16 protein-coding genes are annotated in these 18,651 nt (G+C 64.7%); 11 read left to right on the top strand and 5 right to left on the bottom strand.

Annotated features, from left to right (window positions below):
• Positions 1–12: 12 nt before the first annotated feature.
• Positions 13–1,860: a carboxylesterase/lipase family protein gene (locus ACEQZD_RS12025; RefSeq protein WP_370185784.1), complete on the bottom strand. Its 1,848-nt coding sequence runs from the start codon at positions 1,858–1,860 to the stop codon at positions 13–15.
• A gap of 326 nt (positions 1,861–2,186) precedes the next feature.
• Here ACEQZD_RS12025 and ACEQZD_RS12020 point away from each other — a divergent pair, with 326 nt between their 5' ends.
• The 6 genes from ACEQZD_RS12020 to ACEQZD_RS11995 all read left to right on the top strand — a co-directional run bounded on the left by ACEQZD_RS12020 (position 2,187) and on the right by ACEQZD_RS11995 (position 7,837).
• Positions 2,187–3,050, top strand: a complete 864-nt coding sequence (locus tag ACEQZD_RS12020; protein WP_370185781.1) for a helix-turn-helix domain-containing protein — start codon at positions 2,187–2,189, stop codon at positions 3,048–3,050.
• A 117-nt stretch (positions 3,051–3,167) separates the two neighbouring features.
• Complete coding sequence (locus tag ACEQZD_RS12015; protein WP_370185778.1) at positions 3,168–4,412, top strand: DUF1611 domain-containing protein; 1,245 nt, start codon at positions 3,168–3,170, stop codon at positions 4,410–4,412.
• A complete protein-coding gene (locus ACEQZD_RS12010) occupies positions 4,409–5,503 on the top strand; it encodes an alanine/ornithine racemase family PLP-dependent enzyme (RefSeq protein ID WP_370185775.1) in 1,095 nt (364 codons plus the stop codon). Before ACEQZD_RS12015 ends, ACEQZD_RS12010 begins: the two co-directional genes overlap by 4 nt.
• A 108-nt stretch (positions 5,504–5,611) precedes the next feature.
• Positions 5,612–6,358 (top strand): subclass B1 metallo-beta-lactamase, encoded by a 747-nt coding sequence (gene bla / locus ACEQZD_RS12005; RefSeq protein WP_370185772.1) that lies wholly within the window; start codon positions 5,612–5,614, stop codon positions 6,356–6,358.
• A gap of 53 nt (positions 6,359–6,411) precedes the next feature.
• Positions 6,412–7,071 carry a methyltransferase gene (locus ACEQZD_RS12000; protein ID WP_335629726.1) on the top strand — a complete coding sequence of 220 codons (660 nt, stop codon included), beginning with the start codon at positions 6,412–6,414 and terminating at the stop codon, positions 7,069–7,071.
• A complete protein-coding gene (locus ACEQZD_RS11995; protein WP_335629727.1) occupies positions 7,061–7,837 on the top strand; it encodes a nucleotidyltransferase domain-containing protein in 777 nt (258 codons plus the stop codon). Before ACEQZD_RS12000 ends, ACEQZD_RS11995 begins: the two co-directional genes overlap by 11 nt.
• 8 nt (positions 7,838–7,845) lie before the next feature.
• On the opposite strand, the gene ACEQZD_RS11990 is transcribed toward ACEQZD_RS11995, so the two are convergent.
• Both ACEQZD_RS11990 and ACEQZD_RS11985 read right to left on the bottom strand, forming a co-directional pair.
• On the bottom strand, positions 7,846–9,564 hold the full coding sequence (locus ACEQZD_RS11990; RefSeq protein WP_370185768.1) for an alpha/beta fold hydrolase: 1,719 nt from the start codon (positions 9,562–9,564) through the stop codon (positions 7,846–7,848).
• 137 nt (positions 9,565–9,701) lie between these two features.
• Positions 9,702–11,714: a hypothetical protein gene (locus ACEQZD_RS11985; protein ID WP_335629729.1), complete on the bottom strand. Its 2,013-nt coding sequence runs from the start codon at positions 11,712–11,714 to the stop codon at positions 9,702–9,704.
• 152 nt (positions 11,715–11,866) lie between these two features.
• On the opposite strand from ACEQZD_RS11985, the gene ACEQZD_RS11980 reads away from it, so the two are divergent.
• Together ACEQZD_RS11980 and ACEQZD_RS11975 are read left to right on the top strand one after the other, a co-directional pair.
• Positions 11,867–13,033 (top strand): zinc-binding dehydrogenase, encoded by a 1,167-nt coding sequence (locus ACEQZD_RS11980; RefSeq protein WP_335629730.1) that lies wholly within the window; start codon positions 11,867–11,869, stop codon positions 13,031–13,033.
• Positions 13,033–14,073, top strand: coding sequence for a proline racemase family protein (locus tag ACEQZD_RS11975; RefSeq protein WP_370185764.1), 1,041 nt, complete (start codon positions 13,033–13,035; stop codon positions 14,071–14,073). Before ACEQZD_RS11980 ends, ACEQZD_RS11975 begins: the two co-directional genes overlap by 1 nt.
• A gap of 181 nt (positions 14,074–14,254) precedes the next feature.
• Here the strand turns inward: ACEQZD_RS11975 and ACEQZD_RS11970 are convergent, their stop codons facing one another.
• On the bottom strand, positions 14,255–15,112 hold the full coding sequence (locus tag ACEQZD_RS11970) for a PA4780 family RIO1-like protein kinase (protein ID WP_370185761.1): 858 nt from the start codon (positions 15,110–15,112) through the stop codon (positions 14,255–14,257).
• 55 nt (positions 15,113–15,167) lie between these two features.
• The gene (locus ACEQZD_RS11965; protein ID WP_370185758.1) at positions 15,168–16,322 is read right to left on the bottom strand and encodes an aromatic ring-hydroxylating dioxygenase subunit alpha; all 1,155 of its coding nucleotides are present in this window, start codon (positions 16,320–16,322) and stop codon (positions 15,168–15,170) included.
• Between the two features lie 165 nt (positions 16,323–16,487).
• Between ACEQZD_RS11965 and ACEQZD_RS11960 the strand changes: the two genes are divergently transcribed.
• The 3 genes from ACEQZD_RS11960 (at position 16,488) to ACEQZD_RS11950 (ending at position 18,647) form a co-directional block, all read left to right on the top strand.
• Complete coding sequence (locus ACEQZD_RS11960; protein ID WP_335629596.1) at positions 16,488–17,102, top strand: DUF2238 domain-containing protein; 615 nt, start codon at positions 16,488–16,490, stop codon at positions 17,100–17,102.
• A 97-nt stretch (positions 17,103–17,199) separates the two neighbouring features.
• Entirely contained in the window at positions 17,200–17,577 is a 378-nt protein-coding gene (locus tag ACEQZD_RS11955; protein ID WP_142948552.1) for a thioredoxin family protein, read from the top strand.
• 110 nt (positions 17,578–17,687) lie between these two features.
• On the top strand, positions 17,688–18,647 hold the full coding sequence (locus ACEQZD_RS11950) for a DegV family protein (protein WP_194855755.1): 960 nt from the start codon (positions 17,688–17,690) through the stop codon (positions 18,645–18,647).
• Positions 18,648–18,651: the final 4 nt, after the last annotated feature.

The raw sequence follows: 18,651 nt of genomic DNA, 5'->3' as shown, positions 1-18,651 counted from the left end.
GGTTCTCTCCCTTTAATCGTTCAGTACGTCGCCCAGACCGGCCTTTATCTCGGCGTCGGCGCTGATCTCCACATAGCTTTCGGTGGCCGCGTCGTAGAGCGGGTAATCGATGTCGCCGTCGATACTCGGGTCCCCGGTCTTGGCGAAATTGGTCCAGATAGTGAGCATGCGGTCGATCACCTGTTGGTCGGTGGCGTCGAAACCGGCGGAGGCGAAGATGTCCACCGGGTCACCCTGGGAGCCGGTCACGCCGTTGCCGTTCAGGTCGCCGATCTCCAGTGAATCCCCGGTGGCCGGGTCGATCACCAGGCCGAGCAGGTGATGGGTGATCACGCTTTCCGGCATGTTGAATACATAGGCCAGTTCGGCGGCGTGGTAAGCCTCGACGCCCTGGGCTTTCCAGCCGGCGGGCTGGTGGGTGAAATAGGTGGCGTAATGATTGGCCGAGCACAGCGGCGCCATCCACGGGAACACGTTGATCGCGGTGTTGGTGGGGTCCGGCGTGTCGTTGGCGTTGATGCTGAACATGAACGGCACGTCGTTCTGGTTGCCGGACTCGAAAGCGACGCGTTCGGCGTAGGGCAGATAGTGGTTGTCCACGTTGGTGTAGGGCACCAGGGTGGCCGCGGCGGCCACTACGTCCTGCCAGCTTTTTTCCCGCATTTCCGTTACCGAGGCGGCGCCGAGATTGGTTTGCAGCTCGCTGCCTATGGCTTCGGCGTTGGCGAGGCTGCGGGTATCCGGAATCAGCGTGCCGCTCTGGCTGATGGCCCGATGGAACAGGCCTGAAGCCTCTGGGGAAGCCATCAACGAGAGCACCTTGCGGCCGCCGCCGGACTCACCAAAAATGGTGACGTTGTCGGCGTCGCCGCCGAACGCGGCGATGTTTTCCTGCACCCACTCGAGCGCGGCGATCAGGTCCATCTGGCCGTAGTTGCCGGACCCGTTGTAGCCGCTCTCCGCACTGAGGCCGGGGTGGGCGATGTAGCCGAACGGCCCCAGACGGTGGTTTACCGACACCTGCACCACGCCCTTGCTGGCCACCGCTTCGGGGTTATTGAACGGCTTGGTATTGCTGGTCAGCGCGGTGAAGCCGCCGCCGTGGAACCACACCATTACCGGCAGGCCGTCGGCGTCCTTGGGGGCCGTCACGTTCAGATACAGCGAATCCTCGCTCATGCCGCCTTCGCCGAAGCGTTCCAGGGCCGCGTTCTGGGCGGCCTGGTCGCTCCAGGCGGTGGCATCGCGGACCTCGTCCCACGGGGCCACCGGTTGCGGCGCGCGCCACCTCAGGTCGCCGAGCGGCGGCTGGGCGTAGGGAATGCCGAGGAACTGCCAGGTATGGTCGTCCGCCTCGAAGCCACTCAGCTTGCCGTCGGCGGTGTCCACTACCCGGCGCGGGCTGCTGGCGCGCTCGAACTGCTCCAGGGCGTCGCCGGCGGTGGTGAGGGCGCGTGCCCTCGGGTCGGTGTCCGGGAAGGCGCCGGCGCTTTCCAGGCTGGTCACCACGTTTTGCAGCGCGGCGGTGAAGTCGGCGGTGGGCTGCTCGAAATCCAGATCGCCGGCGTTGGCGGAGACCGCGTCCTGAATCTGTTCGGTGAGCTGAATGCCGTTATTCAGATCCCCGTCCGCGTCCAGGGTCTGCAGCAGAATCAGCTTGTTGGTGACGTCCGGCTCGTTGGTCGACGCCGCGCCGCCGCTGATGCCCAAGACCGTGACGTTCTCCGCGCCCGGCGCCTCGCCCAAGCTCAGGTCACCAATGGAAAAGAGCACCTTCTGGTTGCCCGTGTAGAGGAAACGGCCGCGTTCGTCGGTGGTTCGTGTCGCCGCGTCGCCGCTTTGGTAGTGCAGCCCGGACACCGCGGTGCTGCCGAAGGTGCCGGTGCGCGATACCGGGGCGGGATCGGGGTCCGACGACGAGGAGCCACCACACCCGGTCAGTGACAGAAGGATCAGTGGCAGGGAAGCGGCCAGGCCGGCGCGCAGGCGCGGACTGTGATCGCTGTCACTTTTTTCATATATTGTTCTCCCGAAGTATTTTTTATTCTCAGACTGCTTCCTTCAGGGTGTTATAGGCTGGGCGGGGAAGTATTGAATGTTTTTGCCGCGCCACCGCAAAAACGTACAAGCCGGGCCATCGAAGCGGTGGGCTATGATCAGGGTGGGTAAAAAGGGGGAGCTGTGTCTTGGCGCCGTTCAACGAATGCGCCATCGAGGGCAGGAGAGATCCCATGGTTTTAAAGTATCAAGAACAAGAAAGCACGGCGCGGGGTAGCGTGCCGGATGCACCTATAGATAACGCTTACATCGTCGGTTGCTCCGGGTTTATCTACACGGGGGCTTCGATTGTCAGTGAGGAAACCCGGCCGCCGTCGGCGGCGCTGATTGTTTCGGCCGGGCCAACCCCGTTCAAGATTTTGGTTAAGGGGCAGGAACTGTTGACCCGGGCGGCGGTGATACCCCCCTTTCTGGCGCGCGGGCTCGATGCCCGGGCGGTTCCACTGGTGTGTTTCCATATCACGCCAAGCTCCCCGCTTTATGTCGAGTTCAGGGCACTGGCGCACGGCCGGGTGGTGTTGCTTGAGCGTGCTTTTTTCCAGAGTCTGGATGCGCCACTGCACGCTCTCTATCACGGCCGCCTGGCGCCGGCGCGGGCCGCTGAAATCTATGATCAGGCGCTGCGTATTCCGTTTCAGCACCTGACGCCTGAGTCCAAACCCGACCCGCGTCAACAACGGATACGTCAACTGCTGGAGAGCGGCCGCGATCTCACCCTTACCGATCTCGCCAGGGAGTTAGGCACGTCTTACTTCTGGGCGTCCCGGTTAATGACCGAGGTGTTCGGAATGTCGTTGCGCGATTACAAGTCGTGGCAAAAACTGCAGCGCGTGTTTCACCTGTTGCACTCCAAACACAGCATCACCGAGGTTGCCCACGCCGCCGGCTTTACCGATTCCGCCCATTTATCCCGAACCTACCAACGCTGGTTTGGACAGCCGCCGTCCTACAGCCGCAATCGCAATAACGTGCGGGTGATGCGTTGTCGCTGACGTTGTCCGGCGCACCGGGCCGATTCGTGCTACGCTAGCCGCGCTTCACCCCACCGCTTAGTGGGGACTTCCTAGCGCCATGGCCCCTCTAAGCCCTGCGCCGCCCGAGGAGTTCCCATGACCGTCGTTATCCCCGCTTCACCACGAGCCCGCCCTTATTCGGCGCAAGCTCCGCCCGGCACCCAGCGTGCCGCGTTATCCCCCGCTTCGTCCGCTCTTCCCCTCGATCCACTGTCTCACCACGCACACCCCTCCGCTCATCGGGCCCCGTCACGCAGCACCGCCACCGCGATTGTCTACTGCGAAGGCCAGTTCGGCGCCATCGACGGCAAGACCGCCAACGGCCTGATTCGCCACTCGGAAAAATACGATGTGTTGTCGGTGATCGACAGCGATCAGGCCGGTCTCGATACCGGTTCGATCCTGGATGGGGTGCCGAACGGCATTCCCGTGTGCCGCGACCTGGCCGACTCGTTGCGGCAGGCGGAGACCGTGCCGGACTTTCTGATCTTCGGCATGGCGCCGGCCAGCGGCTTGCTCTCCGAAGGGCAGCGCAAGGTGGTGCTGGCGGCGATGGGCGAGGGCATGAGCATCGTCAACGGCCTGCATGAGTTCCTTAACGACGACCCGGAGTTCGCCGCCGCGCGCATCACCCACAACGTGGATATCGTCGACGTGCGCCGCCCCCGGCCGAAGAAGTACCTGCGCATGTTCAGCGGTCGCATCCATGAGGTCACCTGCCCGCGCATCGCGGTGCTGGGCACCGATTGCGCCATCGGCAAGCGCACCACCGCCACGGTGCTGGCGGCGGCGCTCAACCGGGTCGGCCTCAAGACGGTGATGGTCGGCACCGGCCAGACCGGGCTGATCCAGGGTGCCCGCTACGGCGTGGCGCTGGATTCCGTGCCCTCGCAGTTTTGCGCCGGCGAACTGGAAGCCACCATCGTCGAAGCCTTCCACGCCGAGAGCCCGGACGTGATTATCGTCGAGGGGCAGGGCGCTCTGAGCCACCCGGCGTTTTCCACCACCTCGTTTATTCTGCGCGGCGCCTGCCCCCAGGCGGTGGTGTTGCAGCACGCCCCGGCGCGGGCCTTCCGGTGCGATTTCGAGACCATGGCGATGCCCGAGCCGGCGTCTGAAATCAACCTGATTGAAACCTTTTCCGATACCCGGGTGATCGGTCTGACCCTGAACCACGAAGACATGGACGACGACCAGGTGGCCCGGGCCATCGCCGCGTTCGCCCTCGATCTGGGTATCCCCGTCACCGACGCGCTGGCCCGCCCCGGCGGCGAGCTGGTGTCCATGGTGCTGGCGGCCTTCCCGGAGCTGTCCGCACGCCTTACCGGAGAACGCCAATGAGCGCGCCGCGACTGGAAATCGACCTGGATAAAATTACCCATAACGCCCGCGTTCTGGTGGAGGATCTCGGCGAGCGCGGTATCGCGGTCACCGGCGTCACCAAGGCCGCCCTGGGCGCCGTGGAAGTGGCCAAGGCGATGCTGCGCGCCGGTGTCAGCGGTCTGGGTGACTCCCGCATCGAGAACATCGAAGCCATGCGCCACCAGCGCATCGCCGCGCCGATCATGCTGATCCGCTCGCCCATGCTCAGCCAGGCGGAGCGGGTGGTGAAGTCGGCGGACATCAGCTTCAACACCGAGCTGTCGGTGGTGCGCCGTTTGTCCGCCGCCGCCCAGGACGCCGACCGCGTCCACGGCATCGTGCTGATGGTGGAGCTGGGCGATCTGCGCGAAGGCATTCTGCCGGCGGACCTGATCGGCGCCGCCCGGGAAGTGCTGCGCCTGCCCAATCTGGAACTGACCGGCATCGGCGTGAACCTGGCCTGCCACAGCGGCATGGCGCCGGACGCCACCAACATGGCGGCGTTGTCGACCCTGGCCGACGAAGTGGAAGCGGCCCTGGACGTGAGCCTGGAGATTGTCTCCGGCGGTAATTCGGCCAATCTCAACTGGGCGCTGGGCAAGGGCAAGATCGGGCGCATCAATCATCTGCGTCTGGGCGAAGCGATTCTGCTCGGCTGCGAGCCGCTGCACCGCACGCCGGTGGACGGCCTGCACACCGACGCCATCACCCTGGTGGCGGAGGTGATCGAATCGAAGACCAAGCCATCGCTGCCCTGGGGCACGTTGGCGGAGACCGCCTTCGGCGGCGACGTCACCTCCACGGACACCGGGGACATGAGCCGGGCGATCCTCGCGCTCGGCGAGCAGGACATGGACCCGGCCGGTCTGGTGCCGCCGGACGGCCTGGCGATACTCGGCGCCAGTGGCGACCATCTGCTGATCGACTGCGGCAAGCGGCGCCTGCAGGTGGGCACCGAGGTCCGTTTCGCGGTCAACTACAGCGCCTTGATCCGCGCTATGACGTCACCGTTCGTGGACAAGGCCATGGCGCGGGGACGCACCGCGCGGCCGAGTCTTAACCTGGCCTGATCCACCCGCCGTGGCCGGCGATCGCCGGTTATGCCGAGCCCGTCATAGCGCGGGCCGGGATACCGGGTTAAGGTCGCCGCTATTGCCATCCGCAGCGGGACCCCTTGCATGAAACGCCACGTCTTCTTTCCCTCTCTGTTGTTGCTTTGCGGCTTGCTACTGGCCGCCTGCCAGAGCCCCCACAGCCAGGCTCCGCAAACCGCCCCCGGTCTGGAAGTGAAGCCGCTTCGCCCCGGCGTCTGGATGCACACCTCCTACAACACCTTCGATGGTGTGGTTTACCCGTCCAACGGCCTGATCGTCCGGGAAGGCGATCACCTGGTGTTGCTGGATTCCGCCTGGGGCGCCGAAGCCACGGAAGAACTGCTGGTATGGATCGATGAAGAGATCGGTCTGCCGGTGGACCGGGCCCTGTCCACCCACTTTCACAGCGACCGCACCGGCGGTGTGGCGGTGCTGGAAGCGGCGGGTATCCCGGTCTGGTCGCATCCGATGACGCAGCGCCTGAGCGCGGAAGAGGGCAACCCGGTGCCGCCCAACGCCTTGAGCGGCATCGACGCCCCGGGCAGCGCCACCGGCTTCGGCACCGTGGAGGTGTTTTTCCCCGGCGGCGGCCATGCCCGCGACAACATCATGGTGTGGCTGCCCGAGCAGAAGATGCTCTACGGCGGCTGCGCGGTGCGCGAACTGGCCACCGACAACCTGGGCAATACCGCCGACGCCGACCTGGCCCACTGGCCGCGGGCGATCCGCAATGCCCAGACGCGCTACCCTGGGGCGGAAACGGTGATTCCCGGCCACGGCGAGCCCGGCGGCCCGGAGTTGCTCGAGCATATGCACGCGCTGTTTGAATGAACCGGCGGTTGACGCTGGCCGTTGAAACAGCCGGTCTTTAGACTGACTGGCCTATGCCTTTCTCCACCTCGATGATGGATCAGGCCACGCCGCTCCACGCGGCGCGCCTGAATTACGTGCTCCGCCACCTCAAAGCCAGTGGCGCCCGCCGGGTGCTCGACCTGGGGTGCGGCGGCGGCTGGCTATTGCATGAGTTGCTGGGCGATGACCAGTTCACCGAGGTGGTGGGGCTGGAGAGCAGCGCCGCCGCCCTGGCGGAGGCCCGGGCCATGCTGGCCGCCGACCTGGACGCTCCGGTGCCGCGTTTGCGGTTGTTGAACGCGTCCTATCTGGACCATCACCCGGCATTGGCCGGTTTCGACGCGGCGGCCATGGTCGAAACCATCGAGCATATTCCGCCGGGGCAATTGAGCCGGGTGGAGCAGGCGGTGTTCGGCACCCTGGCGCCGGCGACGCTGATCGTCACCACGCCTAATGTGGAATACAACCCGCTCTACGGCCTGGCGCCGGGCCAGTTCCGCGAAGCGGACCACAAGTTTGAATGGTCCCGGGACAAGTTCCGCCAGTGGGCGCGGGGCGTGGCGGGCCGCAACGGCTACCGGGTCGCCTTCGGTGGCATCGGCGACGCCGATATGGAGCTGGGGCCGCCCAGCCAGGTCGCGTTTTTCCGGCTCACGGCGGCGATCCGACAAGGACGGTTTTATGATCAGTGATGATGTTCGGCGGGAGATTCAGCGCCGCCTCCGCGCCGTGGAGGAGGCGCACGACGTGCGCGTGCTGTTCGCGGTGGAGTCCGGCAGCCGGGCCTGGGGCTTTCCCTCACCGAACAGCGATTACGACGTGCGCTTTATCTACGCCCATCCCCGCGAATGGTACCTGTCGCTGGACCTGGAGCAGCGCCGGGACGTGATCGAGTGCGAGATCGTCGACGACATCGATCTCAGCGGCTGGGATATCCGCAAGGCCTTGAAGCTGTTCTGGCAGTCCAATCCGTCGTTCGTGGAATGGCTGCATTCCCCGATCGTATACCGGGACGAGGCGGATTTCGCGGCGCGGGCCAGGGCGTTGCTGCCCGACGTCTACGATTTGAATAAGGGCGTGCACCACTATCTGGGCATGGCGGACAAAAATTACCGGGGCTATTTGAAAGCGCAGCTGGTGCCGCTGAAAAAATACTTCTACGTCCTGAGGCCGCTGTTGGCGATCCGCTGGTTGGAGCGCCACCGCACGCCGGCGCCGGTGGCGTTCGAGCGGTTGCGCACGCTGGTGGCCGACGACGCCGACCTGGACGGTCAGATCGAGCGGCTGCTGGCGCGCAAGCAGCGCAGCCAGGAAAAGGAATTCGTGCCGGTCATTCAGGCCTTGAATGAGTTTATCGAGCAGGAGCTGTCCAGGGTATCGCGCTGTTCCATCCAGACCGCCCCACCCACCGCGTCCCTGGAACAGCTGAACACCCTGTTCCGTGATTGCCTTTCCTAGGGCCGGACTCAGACCGCCGTGGGCAGACGCCGGGTGACATCCGGCGCTGCCTCGCCGGGCAACTCCAGCAGTTCGGTGAGAAACGCCTTCCAGACCCGGTACACCATAAAACGCCCCAGGCCGGGGAAACTCCGGAAGGTCACGTTGGGCATGCTGGCGGCCAGCCCCCGCGCGCTGCCTATGGAAATGATGCGGTCGTCCTCGCCATGCCAGTGGAGAATGGGCACCGTGATCCGGCTCAGGTCCACATGCCAGGGATGCTGCATGCGCAGGTATTCGTCGATGATGATGCGCGCGCCCTGGAAATGGCTGAGCTCCATCCGTTCGATCAGCCTCGCCAGCAGGTCCGGGTCGCCGAGCACCGCCTGGTCGTCGGCGCACAGGGATTTGGCCAGCCTGGCGAAATACTTTTCCGGGGCGCGCTGCACGCCGCGTAACGCGAGCCGGCCGATCAACACGAACAGGCGCGGGTCCCGGCGGAAGAGGCGCAGGAACATGGCGTGGATACGGTCGAGCTTGTCCAGCTCGAAATGCTCGATCGGCACGGTGCTGGCGATCAGCCCGAGGCGCTCGAACAGGTCCGGGTACTGGGCGGCGGCGCACAGCGCGTAGGGCCCGCCGCCGCAGTAGGCGGCCATGGGCGGGCGCTCGATCTCCAGGTGGCGGCACAGGGCGCGGATGTCCGGGCCGAAGTCGCGGAATTCCATGTCCGGCTGCGCGGTGGAAAGGCCGTAGCCGGGGCGCACGATCAGAATCATGCGCAGCCCTTTTTCGCGGTACCAGTTTTCGAACAGGCGGTGGTCCGGAATGGTGCCGCCCAGGTTGTCCAGGGTGAGCACCGGGCGGCCGTCCGGGGCGCCGTACTCGAACCAGCTCAGCACGCGGCCGTCGGCCAGGGTCAGAGTGCGTTCGGGGGTCTGGCGCAGGGCGGGCGGCTGAACGGTCTGCACCAGGGCGTGGCCCATCGCCTGGCTGACCAGCTGCACCTGGCTGTTGGCGTTGAGCTTCGCCATGATCGATTTCAGCTGGGTGCGCGCCGTGTGTACGCTGACCGACAACAGCTCCGCGCTCTGGCTGACGTTGCCGATCTTGCACAGCAGATGCAGCAGCCGGGCTTCCGCGTGGGTGATGTTGAAGATCGCTTTCAGCGATTCCGGTGACGGCGCCACCAGGCTGTGCCCGGCCAGCACCCAGACAATGGTGCGCACCCGCGCGATGCGCCCGGGGGCGTCGGATTTGCGGACCGGCATGCACAGCAGGGTCACCGCGTCCCGCTGCGAGGAGAGCAGCTGGGTGCGGCGGCCGCCGGCCAGGGTGGTGACCCTTTTGACGCCCAGCTTCAGGGCCGGGTCGGTGAACCTCAGGCTGCCGTCGTCGAGCAGGGTGACGGCGCCTTCGCGCAGCCCCTGCCTGGCGGCCGGATTGCACTCCAGACACTGCATCCGCTCGTCGAGCATGAGCATCGGCCAGGGCATCTGGTTGTACATGGTGTTGAGGATGTGGGTGCGGTCTTCCAGGGCGTGCATATAGGCGCTGCTGCGCACCGCCCGCTCCAGATGCTCGACCAGCCGGTCCACCGCCACCGCGCCGCCGGCCGGGTCGCCGCCGGCATCGACCGGGTCGGCGCTCCAGCCGGTGAGGGTGTCGAGCAAATCCACCCAGTCTCCGGGGGAGAGCGCGGTCTCGTAGATACGCCCGATCAGGTCGTTGTTGTTGTCGTCCTGCAAGGCGGAAGTCCCCGGGTCTGGTCTGCGTGTAGCTTGATCATAGGAAGCGTTTACCGGCACCGCAACGAAAAAGACCCCGGCGAGCCGGGGTCAGGGGCGACGCCTCGCGGCGTCCGGGGGGTGAATCCGTGAGTGGCTTACTGCGGGTTTGTGGCGCCGTCAGCCACCTCCACCAAGACCACAAGGCCCAGTTCACTGGGGTCGCCACCGTCGGGTACACGGCGCATGGTGAATACGCCCACACTGGCGTCCTGGTTGAAGAAGCCCTCGATAACGGTGCTCCCGGTCTGGTCCGTGATGGTCAGAGTGGTCGCGCCGTTGGCGGCAATGTCCGCGCTCAGGGGTGTGTTGACGGCATCGTTCTCGATGCCCACGTTACCGCCCAGGCCGGCTTTCTCGATTTCAGTGATTTCGCCGTCCAGGGTGCCGGCGGTGTTGCTGGTCATACTGATGAAGCTGTTGAATTGGCTGTTGAGCAATTCGATGTCACCGGTGCCGTTACCCACGCCGTCCAGCGCTACGGACAATTGCATGAAACGGTAGTTTTTGCCGGTAACATCCGGAGCGCTATCGGGCAGCTTCACCATCAGGGTGTTGCTGAAATCGGCCGAGAAGTTCTCATCGTTGTCGGATTCCGCGAAGGCAAGGAAATCGAAGGTATCATTGATAAAACCATCGGCGGGGGAGGGCTGACCGTCATCGGTGCCGGCGGACACAATGTCACCGTCCTCGGTGATCTCGATCGGCTCACCGGTAAAGCCGGTTTCGGTTGTGGTCTGGTAAAAAGTGCCGTTCCCTTGCAGGGCCAACAGGTGCCCACTGGCGTCGCCGTAATCAAAAGTACCGTCGCCGTTGAAGGTGAGCTCGTTGGTCGCGGTCTGCACTTCGATCACGCCGGACTCCAGATAGGTCTCGATGAATACGCGGCCGAAATCACCGTTGAGATCCGAATCCTGCATGGCCGAGGGTGAGCGTGCGAATATCTCCAGAGCGCGGAATACTTCGTCACCTCTGCGGTCATCCGGATTCAAGGCGTCCGGCTCTTGGTCGCCGTTGGTATCAATGGTGCCATAGCGCACGCCGGCTTCCTGGGAAAGTAGGAAGAAAAGCCCTTTATTATTAGCCTTTTGCAGGTTGTAGATGACGGCTGGATAACGGAAGGCGAAGTCGCCGTCGACTTCTTCTTCAAAGGCGCCTTCGATGCTGAGAATCCCGGATTCGGTCAAGGTTCCGGTGAAGCTTTCGCCGTCTTCAATCTCCGCTTCATAGAACAGCGATGCCGTGTCCACGCTGGCGCCGGAAAAATTGGACGAGGCGCTCTCTTCCGATTCCAATGTGATTGCCACGGTGCCGTCGCCGCCGTCGGCAAAGGTGAAGTCGGTCAGCCACAAGTCGTTGGCGAAAGTGCCGAAACCATCGTTGTCGCTGTCGTGTAGCCCCAGACCGAATGCGGAACTGCGGTAGTCGCCGGCAATATCACCGGCATCGCCGGGCTGATCATTGATGATCGCCACTTGCTGTTCGACGAACTCACCCACTTCCTGGTCCAGTTTGGCGAGCATTTCGCTGAGGTCGTTTCCGGCGGTAAGATCGAAGGTGTCCACCTTGCCGCTCAGAGTAACCACTTCGGTGACGACCAGCTGTTCCAGGTCCGCGCCTTGCTCGATGAACTTGCGCAGCACGAATTCCGACACCGGGTTGATGTCCACGGCCTGATCAACGACCTGGGCGCGCAGTTCCGCGCCGTTGCCGGTAATGCGTACGATCAGATTACCCGCCAGATCGACCCCCTGGGGCAGTGTCAGATCGTAGTCCCCGCTGATGGAGGTCACGGTCTCGGCCAGCACGTCGCCGACCTGATCGCCGTTGTTGTCCACGCGGATCAGCTCCACGGTGGCGCCGTCCACCGGCTGCAGCCCGGTAATCGCGGCGGCGGCCGGTTCGATCAAGGCGTTCAGCACGATACGGGTGAAGGTGTCGTCGCGTAACGCGGCGACCATGCCCGAGGGCGCGCTGGCCGTGCCCTCAACGGTAAGTGCCTGGGGCGCCGGGTCGCTGGGCGCACTGGACGAGGAGGAACTCCCGCCACAGCCGCTGATCGCCGCCAGCATGGCGATCACGGTGATGAGATAGGAAACGGATTTGATCATGACAGTACCCTTTGACGGAGGAAGCAAACCACTTAAGCCTAGCCAGTGGCGCTATGCCGCCGCATACCCCAAACAGGGTATGCGGGGTTGAAATCCTCCGGCACGTCTCCAGGCACCGGGTAAGCGGCATTTCGCAGCAAGGAGGCGATCCTATGGTTACCGAGCCCGCTATTCCCGAGACCATGTCGGCCATGGTGCTCACCGGCCACGGTGGCGTGGATAAACTGGTGTACCGCCACGATGTGCCGGTGCCGCGGCCGGCGCCGGGCCAGGTGCTGGTACGCGTCACCGCCACCGCCAAGAACAACACCGACCGTAAGGCCCGTGAAGGCCTGTACCCCACCAAGGACAAGGATGAAGTGGCGTCCTTTCAGATGGGCGGTTCGGCCACGCTGACCTTTCCCCGTATTCAGGGCGCCGACGTGGCCGGACGCGTCGTCGCCGTCGGCGAGGGCGTGGATCCGGCGCGCCTCGGTGAGCGCGGCCTGCTGGATTTCAACCTTTACCCGGACGACCGCCGCGACATCAACCTGACGCCGGACTACTACGGCCACGGCGCCGACGGCGGCTTCGCCGAGTACGTGGCGGTGCCCTCGGATCAGTTCCACAGCGTGGACAAGGCGGACCTGGCCGACGCGGAGCTGGCGGCCATGGGCATGTGCTCCTACCAGACCGCCCTGCACATGCTCACCTCCGCCAATGTCGTCGCCGGGGAGCGGGTGCTGGTCACCGGCGCCAGCGGCGGTGTCGGCACGGCGCTGATCCAGCTGTGCCGGGTCCTGGGCGCGATTCCCTATGCGTTGAGCACGCCGGACAAGGCGGACGCCCTGCGTGAGCTGGGCGCCGAAGCGGTGCTCGACCGTTCCGACATGGACGGCTTCACCGACCGGGTCCGCGAGCTGACCGGCGGCGCGCCCCTGGACGCGGTGATGGATCTGGTCGGCGGCGACATGACCGACCGTTTTATCGACGCCATGATCTTCGACATGAAGGCGCGCAGCAGCTACCCGCGTTTAAGCATCGCCGGCGCCAGCGGCGGCAACCTGAGCGAAATCATGTGGACGCGCATCTACCTCTATCAGGTGCAGGTGTTCGGCGTCTCCCACGGCACCCGGGAAGAGGCGGAACAGCTGATCGGCTGGATCCGTTCCGGAGAGCTCAAACCGGTTCTGCACGCGGCTTTCAAACTCTCCGACCTGCACCGCGCGGAGGACTACTTCGTCAGCCGCGGCAACAACTTCCTCGGCAAGATCGTCATCGTCCCCGACCGCCAGTGGGCGGACTTCGGCGAACCCTTCGCGTTAAAGGAGACAACCTGATGCGCCAGGAGTTAAGCCTGAAACTCATGGACACCCACGCCGGCGGCGATGTCAGTCGCATCGTTCTCGGCGGTATTGATCCGCTGCCCGGTAAAACCGTGCGCCAGCAAATGGAGTACCTGCGCGACGACGCCGACGGCCTGCGCCGGCTTTTACTGGAGGAGCCCTACGGCATTCCGGAAATGTCGGTGGATCTGATCGTGCCGCCGTCCCACCCGGGCGCCAGCGTCGGCTACATCATCATGGAAGTGATGGGCTATGCGATTTACTCCGGCTCCAACACCATCTGCACCGCCACGGCGGTGCTGGAAAGCGGGCTGGTGCCCAAGGAAGAGGGCCGGCAAAGCTTTATGATGGAATCGCCGGCGGGGCTGGTGCACATCGAGGCCCAGGTCCACGACGGCGTGGTGGAATCGATCACCTGCGGCGGCCTGCCCAGCTACATCGACACCCACCGCGCCACCATCCATGTGCCGTCGCTGGGCAACGTCACCTACAGCGTGGCTTACAGCGGCGGGTTCTACGCGCTGGTGGACGCCACCGAGCTGGGCTTTCATCTGACCCTGGATGAAGAGGCGGATCTGGCGCGCTGCGCCCGCGCCATTGTCGAAGCGATCCAGGCGGAGCGTGGCTTTTCCCACTACACCCTGGGTGACGTGGGCCCGCTACCGTTCCTGCACTTCATGGGCCCGGTGGAGCAGGTGGGCGATCACTTCTACCGCTCCCGTTCCGCCACCTATGTGCACCCCGGCGTGATCTGCCGCAGCACCACCGGCACCGGCACCTCCGCGCGGCTGGCGCTGATGCATCACGAAGGCAGGATCAAACCCGGCGACCGCCTGGAAACCGTCTCCCTGCGCGGCTCCGGCTTTATCGGCGAGTTCATCGACACCCGCCGGGAGGAAGACCACGAGGTGGTGGAAAACACCATCACCGGCAAAAGCTACGTGCTGGCGCACTCCAGAACCGTGGTCAATTGCGAGGACCCGATGGTCGACTGCGGCGGGTTGCACCACATCCTCAGCGACGGCCATGGCTGACGGTAGAGACGGACTTGTGAAAGCGGACTTGTGGGAGCGGGCCCAGCCCGCGAAAGGCCGGCGAAGCCGGCCGGCAGGATTCCAGAGACGCTCTTTGTGTTGCAGTTAGAAAGGGCTCTGGGATCCTGCCGGGCGCTCCGCGCCCTTTCGCGGGCTGGGCCCGCTCCCACAAAGGTTCCAGCTAATCCGGGTCGCGGGCGTCGTGCAGGCGCTCCTGGCGCTCCTGTTCTTCCTCAAAGGCGGCTTTGATTTCAGCGAGGACGTCCTCGACGTTGGCGGCTTCGCCGGAGTCCTCGAATATACCCGTGAGTGACACGTCCGGGTGCAGGTCGCCGGCCTCGTAGAGGGCCCAGATCTCCTCGCCGTAGCGGCTGCCGAGCAGGCTCGGGGCGTACTGGCCGTAGTAGCGCGTCATGTTGTTGACGTCGCGCCGCAGGAAGGCTTCGGCGTGGTTGTTGGCGGCGGCGTCCACCGCCTGGGGCAGGTCGATCACCACCGGCCCGTAGGCGTCCACCAGCACGTTGAATTCGGACAGATCGCCGTGGACCAGCCCGGCGCACAGCATCAGCACCACGTAGTGCATCATAAGGGCGTGGTCTTCCAGTGCCTGCTCCTCGGTGAGCACCACGTCGCACAGGCGCGGCGCCACGTCGCCGGCGTCGTCGGTGATCAGCTCCATCAGCAGCACGCCTTCCAGCATGTCGTAGGGCCGGGGCACGCGCACGCCGGCGTCCGCCAGGCGGCGCAGGGCGTCCACTTCGGCGGTCTGCCAGACCTTTTCCTGCTGATCGCGGCCGAACTTGGAGCCCTTTTCCATGGCCCGGGCACGGCGCGTGCTGCGCACCTTGCGGCCTTCCTGGTAGTGCACCGCCTGCTTGAAGCCGCGCTTGGCGGCCTCCTTGTACACCTTGGCGCACTGCACCCGGTCGCCGCAGCGGACCACATAGATGTCCGCCTCTTTGCCGCTCATCAGCCGGCTGATCACTTCGTCCACCAGGCCGTCATCGACCAGGGGTTGTATCCGTTTCGGGGTTTTCATGCCGCCCTTATACGCTATTCGCCGATGGCGGGCATCCCCTGGTGGAGGGGGTGGTTCACGGCGCTCGGCCGGTGGCGTCGAGTTCCGCCTCCAATTGCCGGTGAAAACGCGGCGCGCTGTACTCAAACGTGCCGAATGTGAGTACCTGATTGGCGCCGGACGGCAGTCCCTTCTGGATCGATTCCGACAGGTTGTAGTCCTCGGCCAGGGTGCGCCGGTACAGGTCCACGTTGGCTTGCCAGTAACGCTCCGCTTTGTCGCTGTCCGGGGCGGCGGGCAGCAGGGTGATCTCGTGGACACGGGTACGGTTCGGCCCGAGCGGCTCCAGGGTGCTGAACTGGGCGTGGTCGGGCTGCACCAGCACGGTGGTGTTGGGAAAAAAGAAGTACAGAATGTTGCCGTGCCGGCGCGGTTCAAAGCCGTCGGCGTCCGGCGGGTTGGCCGGGTCCAGGTTGGATTTGACCAAATACAGCCGGCGATTGAGTCCCGCTTCGTCGATGATCTGGAGGTTGTCGGTGAACAGGTGCGCGATGGTATTCCGGTGCGCCACCTTGAAGTGGTAGGCCTCAAGGGAACCGTCCACCAGCAGTTTCCAGTTGGCGGCCACCTCATAGTGGCGCGGCGCGTAGGCCACGGGCGCGGACAGATCCAGGGCTTCCAGCTCGCCCATCAATGGATCGAGATGGCTGTCGATATCGCTGTCCGCGAGATCCGGGTCGGCGACTACCCAGACCAGGCCGCCGCGCTCCCGAACGGCCAGGCGCCGCAGCCCGGATTCCGCCTTGTTCAGGCAGGGAAAGCCGAACGCCTGGGGCAGCCCCTTCAGGCTTCCGTCCAGGGCGTAAGTCCAGGCGTGGTAGGGGCAAACAAAGGTCCGGGCGCTGTGGCCGGCGCCTTCGTCCAGCAGGCGGGCGCCCCGGTGGCGACAGACGTTGAGGAAGGCCCGCAAGGCGCCGTCCTCCTGACGCACCAGCAGCAAAGGCACGCCCAGCCGGTCGCGGGCCAGCCAGGCGCCGGCGGCGGGCAGTTCGCTGCTGGCGGCCACCGCCTGGGGGCGGCGCCGCATCAGGGCCCGCTCCCGGTCGGCCCGGTCGCGGTCCAGATAGCGGTCCACCGGCACCTCGCCGGGGGCGGCCCGGCCTTCCGGCCGCGTCCCGTTGAGCGCCTCCAGGGTGCGCCGGTAAAGGTCTGCACGGACCTCAGGTTTCATGTTGGGGCTCCGGTGTCATCTTGTTGTTCTGATCGGACCAAAATGCGCGTGGCGCCGATAGTCTGTCAATGCGCCCCTTGCCGGCTCGGCGCGCTTGCAATGGTGAGGCCTCCTGTGACGTTATAGACGGCTTCGGCGTTGTGTCGTGGCGAAAGAGGAAAAGGGATGTCCAACCGGCGTTGTTTCGGTGTGCTGATGGCGCTGTTCGTGGTGTTGTTTGCGGTGCTGGCGGTGTCGCCCCGCGAGCCGGCGACCTGGGCGATGGAAAACGCCGTGGCGGTGCTGTTCGTCATCGGCCTGTGGGCGACGCGCCGCTGGTTCCGGTTCTCGCGCAGCGCCTACCTGATGATGTTCTCGTTTCTGGCGCTGCATGAGATCGGCGCCCACTACACCTATTCCCATGTGCCCTACGACCAGACCGTGCATGCGCTCTTCGGTTTCAGTCCGGACGCGGTGATGGGGTGGCAGCGTAACCAGTACGACCGCTTTCTACATCTGCTTTACGGCGTGCTGTTGGTGTTGCCGCTGAGTGAGCTGTGCCGGGAGTGGGGCGGTCTGCGGCGGCCTGGTGCGGCGCTGTTCGCGTTCAGCCTGATACTGGCCTCGTCGCTGCTCTATGAGCTGATTGAGTGGGGCGCCGCCGTGGCGCTGGGGGACGGCAGCACCGCCTTTCTCGGCACCCAGGGCGACCCCTGGGACGCCCAGAAGGACATGGCACTGGCCACGGTCGGCGCGCTGGCCTCGCTGGTGATCGCGGCACTGGCACGGCGTATCCGGTGAGCTCTAACCGGATTTTGCATTCGCGCCGTATCCGCGCCGCCGGCCGGGTGTCTACACTGGAACTCGTTCATACACGCCCAATGGCAAGGAGAGCACCATGACCTATAGCGCGGAGTACGCTACCGATCACCCCACCCGGGACGAGGTGGAAGCCATCCGCGAGCCCACCGTGGTGGAATTCGGCCAGCCCGGTTGCGGCCACTGCCAGGCCGCCGCGCCGCTGATCAAGGCGGCGTTCGCCGATTTTACCGGGGTGGTGCACCTGAAACTGGAGGACGCCAAGGGCCGGTTGCTCGGGCGCGCGTTCAAGGTAAAACAATGGCCGACACTGATCTTCCTGCAGGAGGGCGAGGAAGTGGCGCGTCTGGTGCGCCCGCAGAGCGAGCAGGCGGTGCGCGAAGCCCTGGAGAAAATCGACACCAAGGCCTACCGGGACGCCGACCAGGCGGGCACGGGCGGCAGCAAGGATCCGTGAAGAACCGGTTTTAATTTGTGGCGCGCAATTACATTAACAATGTGGTTGCGCGTCCTTTGCCATGCTAAGTTTGCCCGAAATAAAAATAAACATAATTAATGGGGTAAACAATGCGCATTGGTATTGTCGTGGATTCCACCTGCGATTTACCGGAATCCTATTTCGAAAAAAATAATATACAGATTCTTCCCATCTCCATTCGCCTGGGCGACGAACTGTTGGTCGACAAGCGCGACGCGCAGGCCACGCGGCGGTTCTACCAGGAGCAGCTGGATTCGGAAGGCATCCACGCGGAATCCATTCCTTATTCCGTGGATCAGATTCAGGCGGTGTTTCTGGAGCAGCTGGTCATCGATTATGACCTGGTGTTCTGCATCACCGTATCCGGTAAGCGCAGCCTGATTTTTGATAACGCCACCAAGGCCTCGTTCTCGATTCTCAAGCAGTACCAGAAAGTGCGCGCCGACGCCGGCGTGCCTGGCCCGTTCTCGATGCGGGTGATCGACAGTAAAACCCTGTTTTCCGGCACCGCGGTATTGGTGTGCGAAGTGGCTAAAATGATCGAGCAGGGCGCCAACCGTAATGCGATCCGCCTGCGTATCGATGAGATGCTGCCGCACATTTGCGGTTACATGGTGCCGGAGAAACTGGCCTATGTGCGCGACCGGGGTTTCAAGAAGGGCGAGCGCAAAAGCTTTTCCGATTCCATGCGCGGCGTGGCGCTCACCGTGGGGTCGGCGCTGTCCATGCACCCGGTGATCCGCATCCACGGCGGTGAGGAAAACCCGGCCACGGTGAACCGCAGCTACGAGAAGTCCGTGCGCCGCATGCTGGAGCACGTCGCCAAGCAGATCCGCGCCGGAAAGTTGATGTCCGGCCATGTTTGTCTCAGCTACGCCGGCGACGCCGCCCGCGTGCCGACCATGCCCGGTTATGCCGAGCTGGAGGCCGCCGCCCGCGAGCACGATGTGCAGCTGCTGGTCTCCACCATGAGCCCCACCGGCGCCATCAACGTGGGCGCCGGCTGCCTGTTCGTGGCGTTCGCCAGCCAGGACGATGAGTTCGAGTAAAGGG

Source organism: Alloalcanivorax sp., assembly GCF_964221125.1.
Lineage (GTDB): Bacteria > Pseudomonadota > Gammaproteobacteria > Pseudomonadales > Alcanivoracaceae > Alloalcanivorax > Alloalcanivorax venustensis.
Note: the sequence above shows the minus strand (reverse complement) of the source record. Positions and strands in the feature narration are given on the sequence as shown.